18 protein-coding genes and 4 tRNA genes are annotated in these 22373 nt (G+C 70.9%); 10 read left to right on the top strand and 12 right to left on the bottom strand.

Translation table 11 applies throughout. The features are described from left to right. Nucleotides 1–110: 110 nt before the first annotated feature. The 4 genes from ACIQ5Y_RS06455 to ACIQ5Y_RS06440 all read right to left on the bottom strand — a co-directional run bounded on the left by ACIQ5Y_RS06455 (nucleotide 111) and on the right by ACIQ5Y_RS06440 (nucleotide 4543). Nucleotides 111–2390 carry a DEAD/DEAH box helicase gene (locus tag ACIQ5Y_RS06455; protein WP_403875597.1) on the bottom strand — a complete coding sequence of 760 codons (2280 nt, stop codon included), beginning with the start codon at nucleotides 2388–2390 and terminating at the stop codon, nucleotides 111–113. Nucleotides 2391–3336: 946 nt separating this feature from the next. Further along, nucleotides 3337–3711, bottom strand: a complete 375-nt coding sequence (locus ACIQ5Y_RS06450; protein WP_403875594.1) for a fluoride efflux transporter FluC — start codon at nucleotides 3709–3711, stop codon at nucleotides 3337–3339. Beyond that, nucleotides 3708–4196, bottom strand: coding sequence for a fluoride efflux transporter FluC (locus ACIQ5Y_RS06445; RefSeq protein WP_403875591.1), 489 nt, complete (start codon nucleotides 4194–4196; stop codon nucleotides 3708–3710). The genes ACIQ5Y_RS06450 and ACIQ5Y_RS06445 overlap by 4 nt, the downstream gene beginning before the upstream one ends. Beyond that, nucleotides 4193–4543 (bottom strand): metallopeptidase family protein, encoded by a 351-nt coding sequence (locus tag ACIQ5Y_RS06440; RefSeq protein ID WP_376657960.1) that lies wholly within the window; start codon nucleotides 4541–4543, stop codon nucleotides 4193–4195. Before ACIQ5Y_RS06440 ends, ACIQ5Y_RS06445 begins: the two co-directional genes overlap by 4 nt. 103 nt (nucleotides 4544–4646) lie before the next feature. On the opposite strand from ACIQ5Y_RS06440, the gene ACIQ5Y_RS06435 reads away from it, so the two are divergent. The 3 genes from ACIQ5Y_RS06435 (at nucleotide 4647) to ACIQ5Y_RS06425 (ending at nucleotide 4927) form a co-directional block, all read left to right on the top strand. Then, nucleotides 4647–4719, top strand: a tRNA-Glu gene (locus ACIQ5Y_RS06435). A 38-nt stretch (nucleotides 4720–4757) separates the two neighbouring features. Further along, a tRNA-Asp gene (locus ACIQ5Y_RS06430) sits at nucleotides 4758–4831 on the top strand. Between the two features lie 22 nt (nucleotides 4832–4853). Next, nucleotides 4854–4927, top strand: a tRNA-Phe gene (locus ACIQ5Y_RS06425). A gap of 37 nt (nucleotides 4928–4964) precedes the next feature. On the opposite strand, the gene ACIQ5Y_RS06420 is transcribed toward ACIQ5Y_RS06425, so the two are convergent. Both ACIQ5Y_RS06420 and ACIQ5Y_RS06415 read right to left on the bottom strand, forming a co-directional pair. After that, complete coding sequence (locus ACIQ5Y_RS06420; protein ID WP_403875587.1) at nucleotides 4965–5789, bottom strand: cytochrome c biogenesis CcdA family protein; 825 nt, start codon at nucleotides 5787–5789, stop codon at nucleotides 4965–4967. Further along, nucleotides 5786–6493: a DsbA family protein gene (locus tag ACIQ5Y_RS06415; RefSeq protein ID WP_403875584.1), complete on the bottom strand. Its 708-nt coding sequence runs from the start codon at nucleotides 6491–6493 to the stop codon at nucleotides 5786–5788. The genes ACIQ5Y_RS06420 and ACIQ5Y_RS06415 overlap by 4 nt, the downstream gene beginning before the upstream one ends. A 699-nt stretch (nucleotides 6494–7192) precedes the next feature. Between ACIQ5Y_RS06415 and hrpA the strand changes: the two genes are divergently transcribed. Both hrpA and ACIQ5Y_RS06405 read left to right on the top strand, forming a co-directional pair. Continuing rightward, complete coding sequence (gene hrpA, locus ACIQ5Y_RS06410) at nucleotides 7193–11128, top strand: ATP-dependent RNA helicase HrpA (RefSeq protein WP_403875581.1); 3936 nt, start codon at nucleotides 7193–7195, stop codon at nucleotides 11126–11128. Between the two features lie 81 nt (nucleotides 11129–11209). Then, a tRNA-Asp gene (locus ACIQ5Y_RS06405) sits at nucleotides 11210–11283 on the top strand. A gap of 661 nt (nucleotides 11284–11944) precedes the next feature. Here the strand turns inward: ACIQ5Y_RS06405 and bldC are convergent. Next, nucleotides 11945–12151, bottom strand: a complete 207-nt coding sequence (bldC, locus tag ACIQ5Y_RS06400) for a developmental transcriptional regulator BldC (RefSeq protein ID WP_003949541.1) — start codon at nucleotides 12149–12151, stop codon at nucleotides 11945–11947. A gap of 578 nt (nucleotides 12152–12729) precedes the next feature. Next, nucleotides 12730–13590: a hypothetical protein gene (locus ACIQ5Y_RS06395; protein ID WP_403875579.1), complete on the bottom strand. Its 861-nt coding sequence runs from the start codon at nucleotides 13588–13590 to the stop codon at nucleotides 12730–12732. 185 nt (nucleotides 13591–13775) lie between these two features. Between ACIQ5Y_RS06395 and ACIQ5Y_RS06390 the strand changes: the two genes are divergently transcribed. Further along, nucleotides 13776–14870, top strand: coding sequence for a Leu/Phe/Val dehydrogenase (locus tag ACIQ5Y_RS06390; RefSeq protein ID WP_403875576.1), 1095 nt, complete (start codon nucleotides 13776–13778; stop codon nucleotides 14868–14870). A 289-nt stretch (nucleotides 14871–15159) separates the two neighbouring features. Continuing rightward, entirely contained in the window at nucleotides 15160–15423 is a 264-nt protein-coding gene (locus ACIQ5Y_RS06385; protein ID WP_365172329.1) for a DUF3073 domain-containing protein, read from the top strand. Nucleotides 15424–15501: 78 nt separating this feature from the next. Here the strand turns inward: ACIQ5Y_RS06385 and purM are convergent, their stop codons facing one another. Together purM and purF are read right to left on the bottom strand one after the other, a co-directional pair. Next, nucleotides 15502–16572 (bottom strand): phosphoribosylformylglycinamidine cyclo-ligase, encoded by a 1071-nt coding sequence (purM, locus tag ACIQ5Y_RS06380; protein WP_403875572.1) that lies wholly within the window; start codon nucleotides 16570–16572, stop codon nucleotides 15502–15504. Between the two features lie 104 nt (nucleotides 16573–16676). After that, the gene (gene purF, locus ACIQ5Y_RS06375) at nucleotides 16677–18194 is read right to left on the bottom strand and encodes an amidophosphoribosyltransferase (protein ID WP_125602472.1); all 1518 of its coding nucleotides are present in this window, start codon (nucleotides 18192–18194) and stop codon (nucleotides 16677–16679) included. Between the two features lie 148 nt (nucleotides 18195–18342). Between purF and ACIQ5Y_RS06370 the strand changes: the two genes are divergently transcribed. From ACIQ5Y_RS06370 to ACIQ5Y_RS06360, 3 genes are all read left to right on the top strand, one after another. Next, entirely contained in the window at nucleotides 18343–18432 is a 90-nt protein-coding gene (locus ACIQ5Y_RS06370) for a putative leader peptide (protein ID WP_403875569.1), read from the top strand. Between the two features lie 221 nt (nucleotides 18433–18653). Continuing rightward, complete coding sequence (locus ACIQ5Y_RS06365) at nucleotides 18654–20075, top strand: sulfatase-like hydrolase/transferase (RefSeq protein WP_403875566.1); 1422 nt, start codon at nucleotides 18654–18656, stop codon at nucleotides 20073–20075. Between the two features lie 23 nt (nucleotides 20076–20098). After that, a complete protein-coding gene (locus ACIQ5Y_RS06360; RefSeq protein WP_403875563.1) occupies nucleotides 20099–20692 on the top strand; it encodes a hypothetical protein in 594 nt (197 codons plus the stop codon). Between the two features lie 5 nt (nucleotides 20693–20697). On the opposite strand, the gene ACIQ5Y_RS06355 is transcribed toward ACIQ5Y_RS06360, so the two are convergent. Both ACIQ5Y_RS06355 and ACIQ5Y_RS06350 read right to left on the bottom strand, forming a co-directional pair. After that, on the bottom strand, nucleotides 20698–21498 hold the full coding sequence (locus ACIQ5Y_RS06355; RefSeq protein WP_403875560.1) for an META domain-containing protein: 801 nt from the start codon (nucleotides 21496–21498) through the stop codon (nucleotides 20698–20700). A gap of 76 nt (nucleotides 21499–21574) precedes the next feature. Then, the gene (locus tag ACIQ5Y_RS06350) at nucleotides 21575–22369 is read right to left on the bottom strand and encodes a sterol carrier family protein (protein WP_403875557.1); all 795 of its coding nucleotides are present in this window, start codon (nucleotides 22367–22369) and stop codon (nucleotides 21575–21577) included. Between the last annotated feature and the right edge of the window lie 4 nt (nucleotides 22370–22373).

The following is a 22373-nucleotide window of genomic DNA, read 5'->3' as shown; positions in this document are numbered from 1 at the left end:
AGCGCCCGTCAGCCGATCGGGTATCCGATGACCGGCCTGTCGGCATACGACAGGGCCCCCACGACCGGAGTCGTGGGGGCCCTGTCGGACGGTCAGATCAGGACCGTTCGTCAGCCGTTGCGCTTCCAGCGCGGCTTGTCGTCACGACGGCCGCCGAAGGAACCGGTGGAGCCGGACGGACGGTGGTCGTCGCGGCGGCCGTACGGGCGGTCGCCGGCGCCGCCGGAGCGGAAGCCACCGGACGGACGGTCGTCACGACGGTCGCGGTTGAAGGGACGGTCGCCGCCACCGGAGCGGAAGCCGCCCGAGGACTGGCGGTCGTCACGGTTGAAGCCACCGGAGGAGGGGCGGTCGTCGCGGCGGAAGCCGCCACGGTCGCCACCGCGGTCGTCACGGTTGAAGCCACCCGACGGGCGGTCGTCGCGACGGAAGCCACCGGAGGACGGACGGTCGTCACGGCGGAAACCACCGGAGGACGGACGGTCGTCGCGACGGAAGCCACCGGAGGAGGGGCGGTCGTCACGGCGGAAGCCGCCACGGTCGCCACCGCGGTCGTCACGGTTGAAGCCACCCGACGGGCGGTCGTCACGGCGGAAGCCACCGGAGGACGGACGGTCGTCGCGACGGAAGCCGCCACGGTCGCCGCGGTCGCCGCGGTCGTCACGGCGGAAGCCGCCACGGTCACCGCCGCGGTCGCCGCGGTCGCCGCGGTCGTCGCGGCGGAAACCGCCACGGTCGCCACCGCGGTTGTCACGGCGCTCGAAGTTGCCGCGGTCGTCGCGCTGGGCGCGGTTCTCCTCGCGGCGCTCCTGCGCGGCCAGTTCGGCGGCAGCGGCAGCGGCGGCGGCCGCGACCTCGGCCTCGGCGGCCTCGGCCACCTCGGCGACGGCGGCCTCCGGGTCCTCGCCGCGCTCACGGGCGGAGCGGGCGACGAGGCGGTCGGCCTCCTCGCGCAGCTCCACGGCACGGCGCGACAGGCGCTCCAGCTGCTTGGTGAGCTCGGCGACCTCGCGCTCGGCCTGCTTGGCGGCGTTGTTCGCGGAGTCGGCCTGGACCTCGGTCAGCGAACGGGCACCGGTGATCTCGGCGACCTCCGGCTCGAACGCGCCGGCGCCCTGGACGATGTGGCGCGAGGCGTCGACGCCCGCGTCCTCCATCAGGCGGAAGATCTGGCGGCGCTGGTGCGGCAGGGCCAGGGAGACCACGACACCCGACTTGCCGGCGCGGGCGGTACGGCCCGAGCGGTGCAGGTAGTCCTTGTGGTCGCCGGCCGGGTCCACGTTCAGGACCAGGTCGATGCCGTCGACGTGGATGCCGCGGGCGGCGACGTCGGTGGCGACGAGCGCGTTGACGTAGCCGTCCTTGAAGTCGGCGAGGACGCGGGTACGGGCGCCCTGCGTCATGCCGCCGTGCAGCGCGTCGGCCTTCACGCCGGCCTCGACGAGCTGCTCGGCGATGCGGTCGGCGCCCAGCTGGGTGCGGACGAAGATGATGGTGCGGCCCTTGCGGGCGGCGATGGCGGCCGTGACCGGCGCCTTGTCCTTCGGCTTCACGACGAGGACGTGGTGCGTCATGGTCGTGACGTTGCCCTGCGCGCTGTCGACCTCGTGCGTGACGGGGTTGGACAGGTAGCGCTTGACCAGGGTGCCGATCTCGTTCTCCATGGTGGCGGAGAAGAGCATGCGCTGGCCGCCCTCGGGGATCTGGTCGAGCAGCTCGGTGACCTCGGGCAGGAAGCCCAGGTCGGCCATCTGGTCGGCCTCGTCGAGGACCGCGACCGAGACGTTCTCCAGGGAGCAGGCGCCGCGGTTGATGATGTCGCGCAGACGGCCCGGGGTGGCGACGAGGATGTCGACGCCGCGCTCCAGGGCGTAGATCTGGTTGCTCATCGAGGTGCCGCCGCAGACGACCTTCATCTTCAGGCCGAGCACGTCGCCGTAGGGCTGGAGGGCGTCCGCGACCTGCATCGCGAGCTCACGCGTCGGCGTCAGGATGATCGCGCGGGGCTTCTTCTTGTCGGTGAAGCCGCCGGCCAGCTGGGCCAGGGTCGGCAGACCGAAGGAGAGGGTCTTGCCGGAGCCGGTGCGGCCGCGGCCGAGGATGTCCTTGCCGGCCAGGGCGTCCGGGATGGTCGCGGCCTGGATCGGGAAGGGGGTGGTGACACCGTTCTGCGCGAGCTTGCGCACGACGCCCTCCGGCAGACCGAGGTCGGCGAAGGTGATCGTGGGCTCGGCGTCGGCGTCGTCGGCCTCGTCGTCGATGGAGTCGACGGGGTCGATGGACTGGTCGGTCGTCACGTCGGCCTCGAGCGCCTCGATGATCTCGTCGGTGACGATCTCGTTCGACTCGTTCTCGGGCATGACGGCGCGGTCAGAACTGGAAATGGACATGCGAAATGCGAAACCTTCCGGAGTCTCGGCACGCGCCCAAACTCCGTGAATCGCAAATCGACCGCCTCAATGCGGTCAGCCACGGCTAGGGAGAGTACGCGCCACACGGCGCTCTTCGGATTCGGCGCCGGGCAATGGGATCAAACGATCTATAACCATACGCACCCTCCCCGGGGTCTGGCAAGTCACTCCGGGAGAAACCCACCTGACCTGCACCGATGTCATGGATCGGGCGGAGGGGGCGGTAGCGGCGCCCCCGGCCCTAGGCCTGGGGGCCCGGGCCCGGCTGGCTGCTGGGCTCCGGCTGCGGGGTCGGCGGATTCGGAGTGGGGTCCGTCACAGGCGGAGTGGTGGCCGGCGGCGGGGTCGGGCCGGCCGACTGCTGCCCGCCGCCCGGACCGCCCGAGCCCCCGGCCCCGCCGGAACCTCCCGACCCGCCCGACCCGCCCGACCCGCCCGATCCACCGGAACCGCCGGATCCGCCCGTCGGCGGCTGCTGGGCGCCCTGGCCGCCCGCCCCGCCGCCCGGCCCGGCCGACGGCGCCGGCGCCCCCGGCTGCCCGCTCGGCGCGCCCGGGCTGGGCGATGCCCCGGTCGCACCCGACGCCTTGCCGTCGCCTTCGGCCCTGCCGCCCTGGCTCCCCGTACCGTCCTTCGCGCCGCGACCGCCGCCGTGCACCCCGGCACCCTTCCCGGAAGCGGAACCTCCGCCCACCACGGCACCGCCCCGGCGGTCCGAAGAGGAGGAGGGCCCGGGCTTCGCCTCGTCCTGGCCGACGCTCATGCAGCCCGCCGCGGCCGCGACCGCGAGCGCGGTGACGGCCAGACGGAGGGGAGCGGACAACTGGCGCACAGGGCACCTCCGGAGCCTGGGGGTGGGTCGGCTAGCGGCGTCCACTAGCGGGTCGATGTGCCCAACTCCCTTTGCCCCGCAAGGGACACGCCCTCAGGCGAACAGCTGCCGGGCCAACTCCGCCCCCAGGTGTACGGCGCCCAGCGCGACCAGCACCGACGCCAGCACGTTCGCGGCGGCCAGGAACGTCCAGCCGCGTTCGACGAGCCGCAGGGTCTCGTACGAGAACGTCGAGTACGTGCTCAGCGCCCCGCACAGCCCGGGTCCCACCAGCAGCACCAGCCACGAGGAGGCCGCCCCGACCGACGCCGCCCCGGTCAGCACCCCCAGCACCAGGCACGCCGCCGCGTTCACCACGAAGGTCCCCCACGGGAACACCGAGTCGTGGCGGGCCTGCACCGCCCGGTCCGTCAGATAGCGCAGCGGTGCGCCGACGACGGCCCCCGCCACCACGAGCAGCCAGTTCACCGAGCCGCCGCCCGACCCGCCCGCCACCGGACCGCCAGCCGTGTCACCGAGGCCGCCGCCCACACCGCGCCCAGCGCGGCCACCACCGTGAGCCCGGCGTACCCCAGGGCGCGGTCGGCCTCGCCCTCGTCCAAGAGCCGCGAGAAGTCCACGGCGTAGGTGGAGAAGGTGGTGAATCCGCCGAGCACGCCGACCCCGGCGAAGGGGCGCACCAGCGGATGCGCCGACCGCCCGCCCTCGCTGATCAGCACCATCAGCACACCGATCAGCGCGCACCCGACCGCGTTGACCCACAGGGTCGCCCACGGGAAGTCCCCGCCCGAGGCCGGCCACGCCAGGGAGACCGCGTACCGCGCCGAAGCCCCCACGGCCCCGCCCGCCGCCACCGCCGCGAGCACCCGGCCCTGCGGTTCGGCGCGCTGCGCCGGCACATGGAGGTCGACGTCCGGATCGATCGCCTCGGCTTCGGGGACCGGCCCGGTCACCCGTATCCCAGAGCGTGCAGCCGGTCGTCGTCGATGCCGAAGTGATGGGCGATCTCGTGGACCACGGTGACCTCCGTCTCCGCGACCACGCTCTCCCGGTCCTCGCACATGCGCAACGTGGGGTTCCGGTAGATCGTGATCCGGTCCGGCAGCACCCCGGCGTACCACTCGCCGCGGTCCGTCAGCGGAGTTCCCTCGTACAGCCCGAGCAGCTCGGGGTCGTGGGCGGGCGGCTCGTCCTCGACGAACACCGCCACGTTGTCCATCAGCCGCGTCAGCTCCGGCGGAATCCGGTCCAGCGCCTCTGCGACGAGCTCTTCGAACTCCTCGCGCGTCATCTCCAGCACCGGGCCATTGTCCCCCCGGGGGAAACCGTTTTGGCGATAGCTCCCCGGATCCCATATGCTTCTCACGTCCCCGACGCGCTGGAAAGTGCCCGGTGGGTCTTTAGCCCTCATCGTCTAGTGGCCCAGGACGCCGCCCTTTCAAGGCGGTAGCACGGGTTCGAATCCCGTTGGGGGTACGCATTACCGTGTGCGAGACTTGTCTCGCACATTGCAAGGTCCTGTGGAGCAGTTGGTTAGCTCGCCACCCTGTCAAGGTGGAGGTCGCGGGTTCAAGTCCCGTCAGGATCGCCGAGACCGGAAACGGTCTCTTGGTCGGGTAGCTCAGTTGGTACGAGCGATCGCCTGAAAAGCGATAGGTCGCCGGTTCGACCCCGGCCCCGACCACGTGTAGAAGCCCCGTCTCCGGACGGGGCTTCTTGCGTTACTCCCCGGCCCCCGCGCGCCTGCGCCGCACCAGCGGGAAGACCGCCGCCCCGGCCACGACCAGCCCGAGCACCGCCCAGTCCGGGACCGCGTCCGCCACCGACCGCACCCACTCCTCCACGGCGTACGAGTCGTCCACGTCCAGCAGCCCCGGCAGCGCGCTCGCCCCGTCGTAGACGAGGAACAGCCCGCCCAGGGTGATGAAGAACAGCCCGGACAGCAGCGACGTGGTGTGCAGCTCGAAGCGGCCCACCGCGAAGGCCCGACCGCGCAGCCATCGCCGCCGGCCCAGGTCGAACCGCTCCCAGAGCACCGCGAGCACGAACAGCGGTACGGCCATCCCCAGCGCGTACACGGCCAGCAGCAGTCCGCCGTAGACGGGGCTGCCGCTGACCGCCGCCACCGTCAGGACACTGCCGAGGATCGGGCCCGCGCAGAACCCGGCCAGCCCGTACACCGCCCCCAGCGCGTACACCGACAGGGCGGTGGTCGGCCGGATCCGCCCGGACAGCTCCGAGATCCGCCTCGGGGCGAAGCCGAGGCCCAGGATCTGCGCGGCCCCGAGCGCGATGATCAGCCAGCCGCCGCCGAGGACGAGGGCCTCGCGATTGCCGTGGAAGAACCGCCCGGCGTACGAACCGGCCGCGCCCAGCGGTACGAGGGTGGACGCGAGGCCCGCGTAGAAGATCCCGGTCCGGGCCAGCAGCCGCGAGGTCGAATCGATCGAGTACGCGAAGAAAGCGGGCAGCAGCAGTGCGCTGCACGGGCTGAGCAGGGCGAGGAGGCCGCCGAGCAGGGCGGCCAGATATCCGACGCCGGTCACCGCTTCGCCTCGGCGATGGCGGCCTCGAACACCCTGAGCGGCTGGGCCCCGGCGATCGGCTTGCCGCCCACCAGGAAGGACGGGGTGGAGCTGACGCCTATCCGGTAGCCCTCCTCCTGGTCCTTCTTCAGCGCCGCCGCGGCCTCGTCGCCGGCCCTGTCCGCCGTGAAGCGCTCCAGGTCGGGGACCCCGGCCTCGCGGGCCAGCTCCAGCAGCCGGTCCTCACCGAAGCCCTTCTCCTTCGAGCCCTCGGCGTACGCGGCGGCGTGGAACTGCTGGAACCGGCCCTGCCGGCCCGCCGCCCAGGCGGCCTTGGCGGCGGCCTCGGATTCGGCGCCGAAGATCGGGAAATTGCGCCACTCGATGCGGAGGGTGCCGTCCGCCACGTACTTCTTCACCAGTTCGGGCTCGGTGTCACGGGCGAACTTCGCGCAGTAGCCGCACTTGAAGTCGGAGTACTCGATGAGCACGACGGGCGCGTCGGCGCGGCCCACGGCGAGCGCGTCGCCGTCCTCGCGCCGGGCGAGCGCCTTCAGCTGCGCGGCGGCCGGGTCCTCGCGGGGCGGGGCGGCGACCGCCGCGGAGCCGCCGGATCCCTTCTCCTCCGGGGCGGTGGCCTGCCAGGACACGATCCCGAGGGTGACTGCGGCGAGGGCGACCCCGGCGGAGATCAGGAAGGGCCGGGGGGACTTGCGGGAAGACATACGGGTGCGTGCTCCAGAACTACGGATCGGATGTGTGATGGGACGCCCTCGCCCCGGCGGGGCCGGGCGTGTGCCCCGCGCCGCCGGGGTCGGGTGTGCGGTGGCCTACCCCGCGCCGGCGGGGTCGGGTGCGCGGCGGGGCGCCCCCGCAGGGCGTCGAACGCAACCACGTCGCGCGTGTCCGCTGCCTCTGCACGTTCGACGCCCGAGGAGGTGCCCCGCCGCGCACCCGACCCCGACGGCCCGTAGGCACGGCCCCGGGGGTGGGGTGCCGCTGCGCGGAGCCGGTCCCCTAGCCGCCCTTCCACCGTTCCCCGGAGCTCCGCCCCGGACCCCGCGCCTCAAACGCCGGCGAGGCTGGATGTGCCCGGGGCTCGAACGCCGGCGAGGCTGGATGCGCCAGGGGCTCGAACGCCGGCGAGGCTGGAGGGGGACCCGGGCCTCGGACGCCCGACGGGCTGGAGGGTGCCGCCGGCGGTTGGGGCGCGGGCGCGGAGCGCCGTCGGGGTGACGGGCAGCGCTCGGCCGGTAGGGGCGCGGCCCCGGACCCCCGCGGCTCAAGCGGTCCGCGCCGGAGGCGTCGGGCATGCGTGGGGCCTCTCACTGACGGCGGCGGGGGGACTCGTCCCGAAATGGTACGGGTGCGCCCGACAAATGCGTTCGCCACCCGGAGGGGCCAGGTGAGATCCTCGATCAGGTATGTCTACTTCCTTCGCCGCCCTGCAGACGCTTCTCGGTGAGATCTCCCTCCGCGACGCGCACCGCCTCGGCCGCCGCCTTGAAGGCGCCCGCCGTATCCGCAAGCCCGAGGCCAAGCAGGCCGTGCTCGACGAGATCGCCGCGGAGGCCGCGAAGGCCGCCGAGCGACTGGCCGGCCGTGCCTCGCGCATGCCCGAGGTCACGTATCCCGAGAACCTGCCCGTCAGCCAGAAGAAGGACGAGATCGCCGAGGCGATACGCGACCACCAGGTCGTGATCGTCGCGGGCGAGACCGGCTCCGGCAAGACCACGCAGATCCCCAAGATCTGCATGGAGCTGGGCCGCGGCGTCCGGGGCATGATCGGGCACACCCAGCCCCGCCGGATCGCCGCCCGCACGGTCGCGGAGCGCATCGCGGAGGAGCTGAGGTCCGAGATCGGCCAGACGGTCGGTTGGAAGGTCCGGTTCACCGACCAGGTGGACCAGGACGCGACCTTCGTGAAGCTGATGACCGACGGCATCCTGCTCGCCGAGATCCAGACGGACCGCGAGCTGCGCGCGTACGACACGATCATCATCGACGAGGCTCACGAGCGGTCGCTGAACATCGACTTCCTGCTCGGCTACCTGGCGACGCTGCTGCCCAAGCGGCCCGACCTGAAGGTCGTCATCACCTCGGCGACGATCGACCCGGAGCGCTTCTCCCGGCACTTCGGGGAGGCCCCGATCGTCGAGGTCAGCGGCCGGACGTATCCGGTCGAGGTCCGCTACCGGCCGCTGCTGGAAGAGGACAGCGAGGAGAGCGACCGGGACCAGATCACCGCCATCTGCGACGCGGTCGACGAGCTCCAGGCCGAGGGCTCCGGCGACATCCTGGTCTTCCTCTCCGGAGAGCGCGAGATCCGCGACACCGCGGACGCGCTGATCAAGAAGAAACTCCGCTTCACCGAGGTGCTCCCGCTCTACGCCCGGCTCTCGCACGCCGAGCAGCACCGGGTCTTCCAGCCCCACACCGGCCGCCGGATCGTCCTCGCCACCAACGTCGCCGAGACCTCCCTCACCGTCCCGGGCATCAAGTACGTGATCGACCCGGGCAACGCCCGGATCTCCCGCTACAGCCATCGCACCAAGGTGCAGCGGCTGCCCATCGAGCGGATCTCCCAGGCCAGCGCCAACCAGCGCAAGGGCCGCTGCGGCCGTACCAGCGACGGCATCTGCATCCGGCTGTACTCGGAGGACGACTTCAACGGCCGTCCGGAGTTCACGGACGCGGAGATCCTGCGCACGAACCTGGCCTCCGTCATCCTCCAGATGACCGCGGCCGGTCTCGGCGAGATCGAGAAGTTCCCCTTCATCGATCCGCCGGACCACCGCAACATCCGCGACGGCGTGCAGCTCCTCCAGGAGCTCGGGGCCCTGGACCCGGCCGAGAAGGATCCGAAGAAGCGGCTGACGCAGATGGGCCGCAAGCTGTCGCAGCTGCCCGTCGACCCCCGCCTGGCCCGCATGGTCGTCGAGGCCGACAAGAACAACTGCGTTCGCGAGGTCATGGTCATCGCGGCGGCCCTGTCCATCCAGGACCCGCGCGAACGGCCCTCGGACAAGCAGACCCAGGCCGACCAGAACCACGCCCGGTTCAAGGACGAGACCTCCGACTTCCTGGCCTTCCTCAACCTGTGGCGGTACGTCCGCGAGCAGCAGAAGGAGCGCGGCTCGTCCTCGTTCCGCCGGATGTGCAAGCAGGAGTACCTGAACTTCCTGCGGATCCGCGAGTGGCAGGACATCTACTCGCAGCTGCGCACGGTCGCCAAGACCATGGGCATCCACGTCAACGAGGCCGACGCCCCCGAGACGAGCGTCCACATCTCGCTGCTCGCCGGTCTGCTCTCGCACATCGGGCTCAAGGACACCGACAAGAACGAGTACCTGGGGGCCCGGTCCGCGAAGTTCGCGGTCTTCCCCGGGTCGGCGCTCTTCAAGAAGCAGCCGAAGTTCCTGATGTCGGCGGAGCTGGTGGAGACCTCGCGGCTGTGGGCGCGGGTCAACGCCAAGGTGGAGCCCGAGTGGGTGGAGCCCCTCGCCCAGCACCTGATCAAGCGCACGTACAGCGAGCCGCACTGGGAGAAGGACCAGGCGGCGGTGATGGCGTACGAGAAGGTGACCCTGTACGGGGTCCCGATCGTGGCCCAGCGCAAGATCAACTACGGCCGGATCGACCCCGAGGTCTCGCGCGAGCTGTTCATCCGCAACGCGCTGGTCGAGGGCGACTGGCGCACGCACCACAAGTTCTACGCCGACAACCGCAAGCTCCTCACCGAGGTCGAGGAGCTGGAGAACCGGGCCCGGCGCCGCGACATCGTGGTGGACGACGAGACGCTCTTCGACTTCTACGAGCAGCGGATCCCCGAGCACGTGGTGTCGGGGGCGCACTTCGACTCCTGGTGGAAGCACAAGAAGCGCGAGGAGCCCGAACTCCTCGACTTCGAGCGCGAGATGCTGCTGACGGAGAAGGCGGCCGGGGTCACCAAGGCCGACTACCCGGACAGCTGGATGCAGGGGCGCCTGAAGTTCCGGGTGACCTACCAGTTCGAGCCGGGCGCGGACGCGGACGGCGTCACCGTCCACATCCCGCTCCAGGTGCTGAACCAGGTGACCGACCAGGGCTTCGACTGGCAGATCCCGGGTCTGAGGGAAGAGGTGGTCACGGAGCTGATCCGGTCGCTGCCCAAGCCGATCCGCCGGCACTACGTGCCCGCGCCGAACTACGCGGGCCGTTTCCTGGACACGGCCGTGCCCCTTCAGGAGCCGCTGCCGGTGACCCTGGCGCGCGAGCTCCAGCGGATGGTCGGGGTGCCGGTCTCGGCCGAGGACTTCGACCTGACCCGGATCCCGGACCACCTGAAGATCACCTTCCGGATCGTCGACGAGCGCCGCAAGAAGCTCGCCGAGGACAAGGACCTGGAGACCCTGAGGCTTGCTCTGAAGCCGAAGGCCCGCCAGGCCCTGTCCAAGGCCGCCGCGGCCACCGCCGAGCGGGCGGGCGGGGAGTCGGTGGAGCGGACCGGGCTGACCGACTGGACGATCGGCACGCTGGACAAGGTCTTCGAGACTCGGCGGGCGGGACAGCCGGTGAAGGCGTATCCGGCGCTCGTGGACGAGGGCGGGGCCGTTTCCGTACGGCTCTTCGACACGGAGGCCGAGCAGCAGCAGGCGATGTGGCTGGGCACCCGGCGGCTCATCCTGCTGAACATCCCGGTCAATCCGGCGAAGTTCGCTTCGGACCACCTGACGAACCAGCAGAAGCTGGCCCTGTCCAGGAATCCGCACGGCTCCATCCAGGCGCTGTTCGACGACTGCGCCACCGCCGCGACCGACAAGCTGATCGCCGACCACGGCGGCCCCGCGTGGGACGAGGCGGGCTTCCGGAAGCTCTACGAGGCGGTCCGCGCCGACCTGGTGGACACCACCGTGCGGACGGTGGGCCAGGTCCAGCAGGTGTTGGCCGCCTGGCAGGCCTGCGAGCGGCGGCTGAAGTCGACGAGCAGCCTGGCCCTCGTCGCCAACATCCAGGACGTGAAGACGCAGCTGGCAGCGCTCATGCCGGCCGGGTTCGTGACCCTCACCGGGCTGCGCAGGCTGCCGGACCTGATGCGCTACCTGGTGGCGGCGGACCGGCGGCTCCAGCAGATGCCCACGGGCGTCCAGCGCGACACCACGCGCATGGAGAAGGTGCACGAGATGCAGGACGAGTACGCCTGGCTGCTGGAGCAGTTGCCGAAGGGCCGGCCCGTGCCGTCGACCGTCACGGACATCCGCTGGATGATCGAGGAGCTGCGGGTGAGCTACTTCGCGCACGCCCTCGGCACGGCGTATCCGATCTCCGACAAGCGCATCGTGAAGGCGGTGGACGCGGCGGCCCCGCCGTCGGCCCGATGACCCGTTCCATGATCCGGTTCGACTGCACCCCCTGAGCTGCGGTACAGTCTGATTCGCAGCCGCCGAGCGGCCGCAAATCGAGGACCTGTGGAGCAGTTGGTTAGCTCGCCACCCTGTCAAGGTGGAGGTCGCGGGTTCAAGTCCCGTCAGGTTCGCAGAAACATCAGGGCCCGTATCCCCCAGGGGATGCGGGCCCTGATGCGTTGACAGGCACGGTCGCGAGGGGTGGCCTTGGAGCCGCCCTGGAGGCGCCGCCCCGACCCGCCCGGCTCCCGGTGGTCACGGAGACCCCCGGAGGGCCTCAGAAGCCCGCATAGGCCCTCACCGGGACGCATAGATCCTCATCGACAGGTCCGGTTACCGACCGGTCGGCCCGTGAGCCCCTTTCCGGCCCCGCCCGCGACCCCGGGCCGGCCCCACCGGCGCGAGAATCCCCCGTTCGCATGATGCGCTCCGCCGCGCACGTCCCCTTACGGGGTGCAATGCCGGAAATACAAGAGTGATCATCTGTGACGGGAGTCACCGCATGAGTTTTTGAGACTCGCACGTTTATCGCGCCCCTACGCACCCTCGATTTAATATGTGCAATGGCACCCCCTCGTCGGCGCTGCCCCCGCCACCCCCGCACCGCCCTGACCAGCGCATAAAAAAGATCGCGCTGGACCCGGCGGAGTCCAGCGCGATCGGACGACAGGAACCTGTTGGGGCAGGTCCCGTCGCATGAAGCTGTGTGGGTTTCCTCGGATTGGGGGACCCGATTCAGACCCTCCCCCGGCCTCAGCCGGGAGATGTCCCCTAAAAGGGGTGCTGCGAACCTCAGGCCTCGCTGCGCTGCTGCGGAATTCCCGCAAGCAGTGCGCGGACCTCGGCCTCGCGGTAACGGCGGTGTCCACCCAGGGTGCGGATGGACGTGAGCTTGCCGGCCTTGGCCCAGCGGGTAACCGTCTTCGGGTCCACGCGGAACATGGTGGCAACCTCAGCCGGGGTCAGCAGCGGCTCGGCATCAGGGGTGCGAGCGGTCATGAGCGGCCTCCTCGGGAGAACCGAACCATCTCGGTTCTTTCCTCTAAATTCTGCACCTTGGCCCGCGTTGCCCGAAATGGACATACGCGGGCCGAGTCGGTTATAGGACGAACGGCTTGTCCTCGGCACTACAACTACACCATCCGTCCAGCCCCAAGGGCCAAACCGACGGAATTGCCCTCCGAGGTGTTCATCAGCGGCGGAAGCCCGATGGACCGCCCCATAACGGACAGTCACCCCACTGTGACGATCAGTCACAGAACAATCAGGAGTCGTCAGACCCCCCGTAGAGCGCAATGCCGAGCATTCCGCCCTTAGTTGGGCGGAAGGAACCCTCCCCGGACTCCTTGTCCTATTTTGGCACGAGGGTAGGGGAAGGGCGCAAGGGTGTAGTTAGTGCGGTCCGTCACGCTTGGGCCAATGGCCCGTATCGGGACGTAGGTCCTGGCACTACGTCCCGAATGCCATGATCGGGCCCCTGATCAGCGAGTTGTGACCGATCGGCCGATACGCACCGGTACGGAATGGTGTCCGCCGGCCGTCCGAGGACCCCGCCGAGCCGGGGTAATCCCACAGCACTAATTCGCGAACAGTCTCTCCCGGACCGCCCTCCACCGGTCCGACAGCTCCCCGTACGCCTCGGCGGCCCCTCTCGTGTCACCGGCCCGCAGCGCCGCGACCCCCGCCGCCAGCACCCCCGCGGACCGGTCGGCCGCCAGCCGGTCGGCGGGCAGCGCGTGCAGCAGTCCGCCGTAGTCCAGCTCGACCATCGACTTCGGGTGGAACTCCTCCAGCCAGCTCCCGACCTCCACCAGCCCCTCGGCGAGCGGCTCGTAGCCCTCGCCCTCCGCGTCCCGCAACGTCCGCAGCGCCCGCGCGAGCCGGCGGCGCGCCTGCACCATGGGCGTCCGGTAGCGCAGCCGCTCGCCGGGGAGGTACTCCCGCTCCTCGTCGGCCACCAGCACGAACCAGCGCAGCGGGACCTGCCACACCCCCGTACGGATCCACGGCCGTGCGTCCGGGTTCCGCTCGCGCCAGCGCTCGTACTCCTCGGACGCCCTCCTGCGGGCCGCCGGCGGGAGCGCCGCGTCGAGCACCGGGAGCGGGAACCACTCGACCAGCTCCTGGAGCGCCAGCCAGCCGCGCAGCCTGGTCCGCCACGGGCAGACCAGCAGCACCCCGTCCACCTCCGCCGTGAAGGCGTCCGCGCTCTCGTGGGCCGGCACCCCCACCACCGGGACCCGCACCAAGTCGGTGAGGGACCGCAGCAATTCGTCCTGGGCGGTCGGGGCCGTCCCGCGCCGGGCGTAATCGGCCCAGTGCGCGCGCTCCGGCTCGGGGAAGGCCGCGAGGGGCTCGTAGACGCGCAGGTAGGAGGCGTACGGAACGGTCGGCGCCGGGCGCACGGCGGGCCGCGGGACATCGGGGGTTTCGCTCACGTTGTCGTACTCCCCCCGGCGGCGCCGCGGTACTCCGGGCACCCCCTCGTACTCCGGGAGAGTTCCGATCTTTGGACAGGTCACCGCAGCGCGCCCGGGAGGTCTTACTCTGCTCCCAGCGCGCTCGCCCCCACCCGCAGGGCGGGCGTGGAATCCGCCGCATCTCTTCCATGGGAGTCACCACCGTGACCGAAATGACCGACGGCGTCCTGCACACCCTGTTCCGCACGGAGCAGGGCGGACACGAGCAAGTCGTGCTGTGCCAGGACCGCGCCACCGGCCTCAAGGCCGTCATCGCCATCCACTCCACCGCCCTGGGCCCGGCCCTCGGCGGCACGCGTTTCCACGCGTACGCCTCCGACGAGGAGGCCGTCCGGGACGCGCTCAACCTCTCGCGCGGCATGTCGTACAAGAACGCCCTCGCAGGTCTCGACCTCGGCGGCGGCAAGGCCGTGATCATCGGCGACCCCGACGTCCTGAAGTCCGAGGAACTGCTCCTGGCCTACGGCCGGTTCGTGGAGTCCCTCGGCGGCCGCTACGTGACCGCCTGCGACGTCGGCACCTTCGTGGCGGACATGGACGTCGTGGCCCGCGCGACCCGCTGGGCGACCGGCCGCTCCCCCGAGAACGGCGGCGCGGGCGACTCCTCGGTGCTCACCGCCTTCGGCGTCTTCCAGGGCATGCGCGCCAGCGCCCAGCACGTGTGGGGCGACCCGACGCTGCGCGGCCGCAAGGTCGGCGTCGCCGGCGTCGGCAAGGTCGGCCACTACCTGGTCGAGCACCTCCTGGAGGACGGCGCCGAGGTCGTGATCACGGACGTGCGCGAGGAATCCGTCCAGCGGATCCTCGACAAGCACCCGGGCAAGGTCACCGCGGTCGCCGACACCGACGCGCTGATCCGCGTCGAGGGCCTCGACATCTACGCCCCCTGCGCGCTGGGCGGCGCCCTGAACGACGAGACCGTGCCGGCCCTCACCGCCCGCATCGTCTGCGGTGCGGCCAACAACCAGCTCGCCCACGCCGGCATCGAGAAGGACCTCGAAGACCGCGGGATCCTCTACGCCCCGGACTACGTGGTCAACGCCGGCGGCGTGATCCAGGTCGCCGACGAGCTGGTCGGTTTCGACTTCGACCGCTGCAAGGCCAAGGCCACGAAGATCTTCGACACCACCCTGGAGATCTTTGCTCGCGCGAAGTCGGACGGCATCCCGCCGGCCGCCGCGGCCGACCGGATCGCCGAGCAGCGGATGGCCGACGCCCGCGCCGCCCGCGCGGTCTGACCCTTCCGGGGACACTTCGGTGCGCCCGCCGGGGTGCGGGGAGACAGAACTCACTGCACTTCGGCGGGTCGCGGGCCAGGAAAGCGTTAAAATCGCGGTTGACCAGCGAGGACGGGGCGCCTTGTTGGTTCTGCACCGGGGCGCGTCATGCGGGCGGCGTACCGTATGGCCGCGGAAGCAGGTACCGTTAAACCCCTACGGACGGTCTCTCCACGGAGAGCCCGCTCCGAACCATGAACGCGTGTCAGACTCTGGGGCCGTCGAGCCCCGTCACCGAGGGGGTCGAGCCATGGGGCGCGGCCGGGCCAAGGCCAAGCAGACAAAGGTCGCCCGCCAGCTGAAGTACAACAGCGGCGGGACTGACCTCTCGCGTCTGGCCAATGAGCTGGGCGCATCGCCGACAGAGCCGCTGCCTATCAGCGAGCCGGTCGAAGTCGATGACGATCTGGACGACGACGACCCGTACGCCAAGTACGCGGATCTGTACAACAGCGATGACGACGAGGACGAGGACGAAGAGTCCGGTCCGTCGGCACAGCGTCGCGGCGCTTGACGCTCCAGGGCGTCTGCACCAAGAGCAAAGACCGAAACCCGGTCCCGGGCATTGCCCAGGGCCGGGTTTCGGTGCTGCTCAGCTCGCGTAGGAACCGGTGAGGGTCGCACCCTCGGTACGGTCGCCGCGGCCCTGGATCTCGCCCGCGACCCAGGCGTCGACGCCCCGGTCGGCCAGCGCGGTCAGCGCCACCTCCACCGACTCCTGCGGAACGACGCCCATCATGCCGACGCCCATGTTCAGGGTCTTCTCCAGTTCCAGCTGCTCCACCTGACCGGCCTTGCCGACCAGGTCGAAGATCGCGCCGGGGGCCCAGGTCGTCCGGTCGACCGTGGCGTGCAGGTGGTCCGGGATCACCCGGGCCAGGTTCGCCGCGAGGCCACCGCCGGTGATGTGCGAGAAGGCGTGGACCTCGGCCGTACGGGTGAGGGCCAGGCAGTCCAGCGAGTAGATCTTGGTCGGCTCCAGGAGTTCCTCGCCGAGGGTGCGCCCGAGCTCCGCGATCTCCTGCTCCAGGGACATCCCGGCCCGGTCGAAGAGCACGTGCCGGACCAGCGAGTACCCGTTCGAGTGAAGGCCGGACGATGCCATCGCGATGACGGCGTCCCCCGTACGGATGCGATCCGCGCCCAGCAGCCGGTCGTACTCGACGACACCGGTGCCCGCGCCCGCCACGTCGAAGTCGTCCGGGCCCAGCAGGCCCGGGTGCTCGGCGGTCTCGCCGCCGACCAGGGCGGTTCCGGCGAGGACGCAGCCCTCGGCGATGCCCTTGACGATGGCCGCGACACGCTCGGGGTGGACCTTGCCGACGCAGATGTAGTCGGTCATGAACAGCGGCTCGGCGCCGCAGACCACGATGTCGTCCATGACCATCGCGACCAGGTCGTGGCCGATCGTGTCGTAGACGCCCATCTGGCGGGCGATGTCGACCTTCGTGCCGACCCCGTCGGTGGCGGAGGCGAGCAGCGGGCGCTCGTAGCGCTTGAGGGCGGAGGCGTCGAAGAGGCCGGCGAAGCCGCCGAGGCCGCCGAGGACCTCGGGGCGCTGCGTCTTCTTCACCCACTCCTTCATCAGCTCGACGGCGCGGTCTCCCGCTTCGATGTCCACGCCTGCGGACGCGTAGCTGGCACCGGTGGTCTTCTCTGTCATGACAGGAGAGAGCTTTCGTGTCGTTTGCTGCATGTGGTGCCGGGCCCTGGGAGAAGCTTCAAAAGGCAGGGCCCGGCGCAGGTTGAGCAGGGGGAGGCCGCGGACTACGGGCGGCGGAGCGCGTCGGCGGCGTCCGTGCCGCCGGCCAGCTCGTTCTCCAGCAGCTGCTTGCCGAGGAGCTGCGGATCGGGCAACTCCATCGGGTACTCGCCGTCGAAGCAGGCACGGCAGAGGTTGGGCTTCTGGATGGTCGTCGCCTCGATCATCGCGTCGAGCGAGATGTAGGAGAGCGAGTCCGCGCCGAGCGACGTGGCGATCTCGTCGACCGTCATGCCGTTGGCGATCAGCTCGGCCCGGGTGGCGAAGTCGATGCCGAAGAAGCACGGCCACTTCACCGGCGGCGAGGAGATCCGGATGTGGACCTCGGCCGCACCGGCCTCGCGGAGCATCTTCACGAGGGCGCGCTGGGTGTTGCCGCGGACGATCGAGTCGTCGACGACCACCAGGCGCTTGCCCCGGATGACTTCCTTGAGGGGGTTGAGCTTGAGGCGGATGCCGAGCTGGCGGATCGTCTGCGAGGGCTGGATGAAGGTCCGGCCCACGTAAGCGTTCTTGACCAGGCCGGAGCCGTACGGGATCCCGCTGGCCTCGGCGTATCCGACGGCGGCGGGCGTACCCGACTCGGGCGTCGCTATCACCAGGTCGGCTTCGACCGGGGCTTCCTTGGCCAGACGGCGGCCCATCTCGACACGCGAGAGGTAGACGTTCCGGCCGGCGATGTCGGTGTCCGGGCGCGCCAGGTAGACGTACTCGAACACACAGCCCTTGGGCTTCGCTTCCGCGAATCGGGAGGTGCGCAGACCGTTCTCGTCGATCGCGATGAGCTCGCCCGGCTCGACCTCGCGGACGAAGCTGGCGCCGCAGATGTCGAGCGCGGCGGTCTCACTCGCGACCACCCAGCCGCGCTCGAGGCGGCCGAGGACCAGCGGGCGGATGCCCTGCGGGTCACGGGCGGTGTAGAGGGTCCCCTCGTCCATGAAGACGAGCGAGAAGGCGCCCTTGACCTGAGGCAGGACCTTGGCGGCCGACTCCTCGATGGTCAGGGGCTTGCCGTCCTCGTCGGTCTGGCCGGCGAGGAGGGCGGTCACGAGGTCGGTGTCATTGGTGGCGGCCACCTGGGTGGCACGGCCGTCCTGACGCGGGAGGTCGGCGACCATCTCGGCGAGCTCGGCGGTGTTCACCAAGTTGCCGTTGTGACCCAGGGCAATGGAGCCGTGGGCGGTCGCCCGGAAAGTGGGCTGAGCGTTCTCCCAGACGGAGGCTCCGGTGGTCGAGTAGCGGGCGTGACCGACCGCGATATGACCTTGGAGGGAACCGAGGGAGGTTTCGTCGAAGACCTGGGAAACGAGTCCCATGTCCTTGAAGACGAGGATCTGGGAACCGTTGCTCACAGCGATTCCCGCGGACTCTTGTCCGCGGTGCTGCAATGCATACAGTCCGAAGTAGGTGAGCTTGGCGACCTCTTCACCCGGAGCCCAGACACCGAAGACGCCGCAAGCGTCCTGGGGGCCCTTTTCGCCGGGGAGCAGGTCGTGGTTGAGTCGTCCATCACCACGAGGCACGCCTCCGAGTGTAGGCGAGATCGACCACTGGTCCGAATTCGCGAAGGCCGGGAAATGTCACAGCACAGAGGGTGACGGATCACCCCCGTCTCGGTATTCGGATGCCCTTGTTGACATCTACAAGGCCATTCGGACAGGCTCTCGAACCATGCAGCCTCTCGGTGACCGTTCCGTCACCCTCGTCGAGCGCCGCCACGTAGACCTGGTCCGTGTCGCGAGCGCCATGTGTCGCCCGTAGCCATACGGCGCGGCGCAGTGACCCCTGGCTGAGCATTTCCCCCTTCTGACCCGTCCGGGTCCAGGCAGGCCTTGGCCGTTCGGCCGCTCCGCGCCCTTTTCCGCTGCCTTCCCCCTCCGCCCTCCCGGCTTGTTTTCGCCGTACGCCCGCGTCCGCCGTCGATACCGCGCGCCGTCCCGCGCCGCTGTCGGCCGGCTGCGCCGCCATGCCTTGGAGCACCTGTGTCTTCGTATGAGTCCAACCTGTCCCGCCGTGCCTTCGGCGGCGCCGTCGGAGTGACCGCGGCCACCGCCGCGGTGGGGCTGGGGGCGGCTCCGGCCGCCGCCGCGGCCCAGGACGCCGACCCCCGGGAACAGGAGTTCCGGGCCGCCCGGGGGCGACAGTCGCGGCGCCCGAACATCCTGTTCATCCTCGGGGACGACCTCGGCTGGGCCGACCTGTCCTCGTACGGGTCACCGCACATCAAGACCCCGAACCTGGACCGCCTCGCCCGCCAGGGCGTCCGCTTCACCGATGCCTACTCCGGCTCCGCGACCTGCTCCCCGACCCGGTTCAGCCTGTACACGGGCCGCTACCCGGGGCGCGCCAAGGGCGGGCTGGCCGAGCCGATCGCCGACAAGTCGGTGGGCCTGGAGCCGACGCACCCGACGCTGGCCTCGCTGCTGAAGGAGTCCGGCTACGCCACCGCGCTGATCGGCAAGTGGCACGCGGGCTACCTGCCCGACTACAGCCCGACCAAGTCCGGCTGGGACGAGTTCTTCGGCAACTTCGGCGGGGCGCTGGAGTACTACTCCAAGCTGGGCCTGGGCGGCGAGTACGACCTCTACGAGGGCGACGCCGAGTACAAGGACCTGCGCTACTACACGCGGATCATCACAGAGCGGGCGAGCGAGTACGTCTCCCGCGACCACGGCGGCAAGCCGTGGCTGCTGAACCTCAACTTCACCACCCCGCACTGGCCCTGGATCGCCGACGGGGACACCGAGCAGAGCGCCGAGATCGTCCGGCGGATCAAGGCGGGCGACGGGCGCGCGCTGTGGCACCAGGACGGCGGCTCGGTCGAGAAGTACAAGGAGATGGTCGAGGACCTGGACCGGTCCATCGGCGAGGTGCTGCGCGCCCTCGACCGCTCCGGGCAGGCCCGCGACACCATCGTGGTCTTCTCCAGCGACAACGGCGGCGAGCGCTTCTCCTACAACTGGCCGCTCTCCGGCAACAAGGCCTCGCTGCAGGAGGGCGGGATCCGGGTGCCGAACATCGTGCGCTGGCCCGCGCGCCTGGACGGCGGCCAGGTCAGCCACGTCCCGGTCTTCAGCCCGGACTGGACGGCGACCCTGCTGGAGCTGGCCGGGACCCGGCCGAACCGGGCGTACCCGCTGGACGGGGTGAGCCTGGCCGGATACCTGCTGCGCGGCGAGAAGGTCGCCGAGCGGAACCTGTTCTGGCGGGTGCGCGGGGAGCGGGCGCTGCGCCGCGGCGACTGGAAGTACTACCGCGGCAAGTCCGGCCGCGACCAGCTCTTCAACCTCGCCGGGGACGTCCGGGAGCAGGCCGACAAGGCGGCCGTGGAGCCCGCCCGGCTCGCGGAGCTGAAGGCCGCCTGGGAGAAGACGGACGCGGGCCTGCTGCCCTACCCGAGCTGATACGGCGCTGTCATGATCATCGCATGACCGAACCCAGTGATTACGTAAGGCGGTTGCCGATCGGCGAGCGGATACCCTTCGCCGCCGACGGCATCCCCATGTGGGACACCTTCCCCTTCGAGGGGGACCTGCGGGTCATCCCGCTGCAGGAGCCCGTCCTGCCCGAGCCGCCCCGCAACGGGGAGGCCGGGCCGGAGGGGTGCGAGGGCTGCGTGCCCGCGGATTCCGACTTCCTGTGGACGGACGAGAACTGGCGGCTGATGGGCCTCCACGGTTCCCTCCCGGCCATCGTCATGCTGATGCCGCGCGGCCACCACGACCTGCTGGACCTGCCGGCCGAGCGGGCGGCCGAGCTGGGCGGGATGGCTCAGCGCATCGAGCGGGCGATCCGCACGCTCGGCGGGATCGGCCGCGTCCACGTCAGCAAGATCGGCGACGGGGGCGCCCATCTGCACCTGTTCCTGATGGCCCGCCCGGAGGGGATGCTGCAGCTGCGCGGCTCCTGCCTGCCGCTGTGGGACGACGTGCTGCCGAAGCTGCCCGACGAGGTGTGGGCCGAGTCCGCGCACCGGATCGCCGCGGCCATGGCGAAGGACGGCGGCACGGCCCACGTCTGATCCGCTCACTCGGCGGCGGAGGCCGCCTGCGCGGTGAGGCCGTTGCCGTCGGCGGCGACGAGGGTGAGCGTGTTCTCCTGGATCTTCCAGGAGAGCGGGCCGCTGCCGAACAGGTCGGTCAGCGCCCGCTCCACCGCTCCCACCTGGCCCTCGCAGGCCATCCGGGTGGAGGTCAGCGGCCCGAACGTGAGGGTGGATCCCTCGATGGTGGCCTTGGCGCTGAAGCGGTTGCAGCCGAGGCTGCCGGCCGCGGTGCCGTCGTTGATCGTGAAGCGGGCCTTGCCCGCCGCCTCCAAGGGCAGGGAGGCCACCGTGTCGCCGTTGACCGTGGCGTCGACGGTCCACTGGGTGGCCGTGAGCGGGGCGTCCACCGCCGGGGGCTTCGGGGTCATGGCGATGGTGCTCCCGTCCGCGGTCTTCAGGGTGAGCCGGTCGGGGCCGCGGTCGATGGTCAGGCGGCCCTTGAAGAGCTTGGCGAACTCCGTCTCGAAGTCCAGGTCCTTGCAGCCCATGAGGGACGAGACGCCGGGGGTGACGGTGATGGCGGAGGTTCCGTCGAACACGACCCCCGCGCTGAAGCCGTTGCAGCCGTAGACCCCCGACGCCTTGTCGTGCCCGATCTCCACCCGGGCGGATTCGGGTCCGTGCATGGTCCGGCCCTTGGTGGTCAGTGACTCGACCTGCCAGGACCCTTCGATGTCGGGGAGCCGGACGGAGGCACCCTCCTCCGTCCGGCCACAGCCGGTGAGGGCGAGTGCGAGGGCCGCGAGGGCCGCGGAGGCGTGGACGTACCGGTATCTACGCATGCCCCTGGGACGGTGCGGGCTACGGAGCGGTTCCGTCCGCACGGCGGCTCCTCGGCTCGTCGGTGGCATCAGCTCATCAGCTCATCAGCGGCAGCAGCGCCGACAGGTCGGCCCGCTCGCCGCTCGCGCGGACCCGCGCCGCGTCCAGGGCCTCGGCCCATCCCGTACGCCCCGTCGCGAGCCGGAGCCAGGTCAGCGGGTCGGTCTCGACCACGTTCGGCGGGGTGCCGCGGGTGTGGCGGGGCCCCTCGATGCACTGGACCACCGCGAACGGCGGCACCCGTACCTCGACCGAGCCGCCCGGCGCCTTGAGCGCGAGGGCGTCGGCGAGCAGCCGGGTGCAGGCGGCGAGGGCCTGCCGGTCGATCGGGACGTCCAGCCCGGTGGCCCGGTTCAGGTCGTCGGTGTGGACCACCAGCTCGACGGTCCGGGTGACCAGGAAGTCGGCGAGGGTCATGTTCCCGATCCACAGCGTCAGCACGCGGCTGCCGGTGGGGTGGTCGGCGAGCGCCCCGGCCATCCGTGCGGCGGCGGCCTCGTACAGCTCGGGGAGCGGGGCACCGGCGAGGGTCTCCCGGGCCGCCTCCGAGATCTTCCCGGCGAGGGAGGCCGTCACCGAGGGCCACTCGACGGCCGACAGTTCGGCGACGCCGCCGGGCGGCCGGGCGAGGCCGCCGGCCAGCGAGTCGGCGATCCAGGCGATGTGCGCGGCGAGGTCGGCGACCGTCCACTCCCCGACACCGCTGGGCCGGTCCAGCTGTTCGGGACCCAACTCCCCCACCGCCCGCGCGATGTTGGCGAACTGCGCGGTGACGGCCGCGCGGATCTTCTGGGGGTCGTAGGTGCGCTGTTTCTTCCTGGCGGGCGGCATGCCC

The sequence above is a fragment of the Streptomyces sp. NPDC096339 genome (genome assembly GCF_044762985.1).
In the GTDB taxonomy this organism is placed as follows: domain Bacteria; phylum Actinomycetota; class Actinomycetes; order Streptomycetales; family Streptomycetaceae; genus Streptomyces.
The sequence above is the reverse complement of the archived record's forward strand: the minus strand, read 5'-3'. Positions and strand labels throughout refer to the sequence as shown.

Bases quoted from the DNA above. Each gene is read 5' to 3' on its own strand.
- ACIQ5Y_RS06455 (WP_403875597.1), bottom strand. From the start codon at position 2,390: ATGTCCATTTCCAGTTCTGACCGCGCCGTCATGCCCGAGAACGAGTCG.
- ACIQ5Y_RS06415 (WP_403875584.1), bottom strand. From the start codon at position 6,493: ATGTCTTCCCGCAAGTCCCCCCGGCCCTTCCTGATCTCCGCCGGGGTC.
- hrpA (WP_403875581.1), top strand. From the start codon at position 7,193: ATGTCTACTTCCTTCGCCGCCCTGCAGACGCTTCTCGGTGAGATCTCC.
- bldC (WP_003949541.1), bottom strand. From the start codon at position 12,151: ATGACCGCTCGCACCCCTGATGCCGAGCCGCTGCTGACCCCGGCTGAG.
- ACIQ5Y_RS06385 (WP_365172329.1), top strand. From the start codon at position 15,160: ATGGGGCGCGGCCGGGCCAAGGCCAAGCAGACAAAGGTCGCCCGCCAG.
- purM (WP_403875572.1), bottom strand. From the start codon at position 16,572: ATGACAGAGAAGACCACCGGTGCCAGCTACGCGTCCGCAGGCGTGGAC.
- ACIQ5Y_RS06370 (WP_403875569.1), top strand. From the start codon at position 18,343: ATGCAGCCTCTCGGTGACCGTTCCGTCACCCTCGTCGAGCGCCGCCAC.
- ACIQ5Y_RS06360 (WP_403875563.1), top strand. From the start codon at position 20,099: ATGACCGAACCCAGTGATTACGTAAGGCGGTTGCCGATCGGCGAGCGG.
- ACIQ5Y_RS06355 (WP_403875560.1), bottom strand. From the start codon at position 21,498: ATGCGTAGATACCGGTACGTCCACGCCTCCGCGGCCCTCGCGGCCCTC.
- ACIQ5Y_RS06350 (WP_403875557.1), bottom strand. From the start codon at position 22,369: ATGCCGCCCGCCAGGAAGAAACAGCGCACCTACGACCCCCAGAAGATC.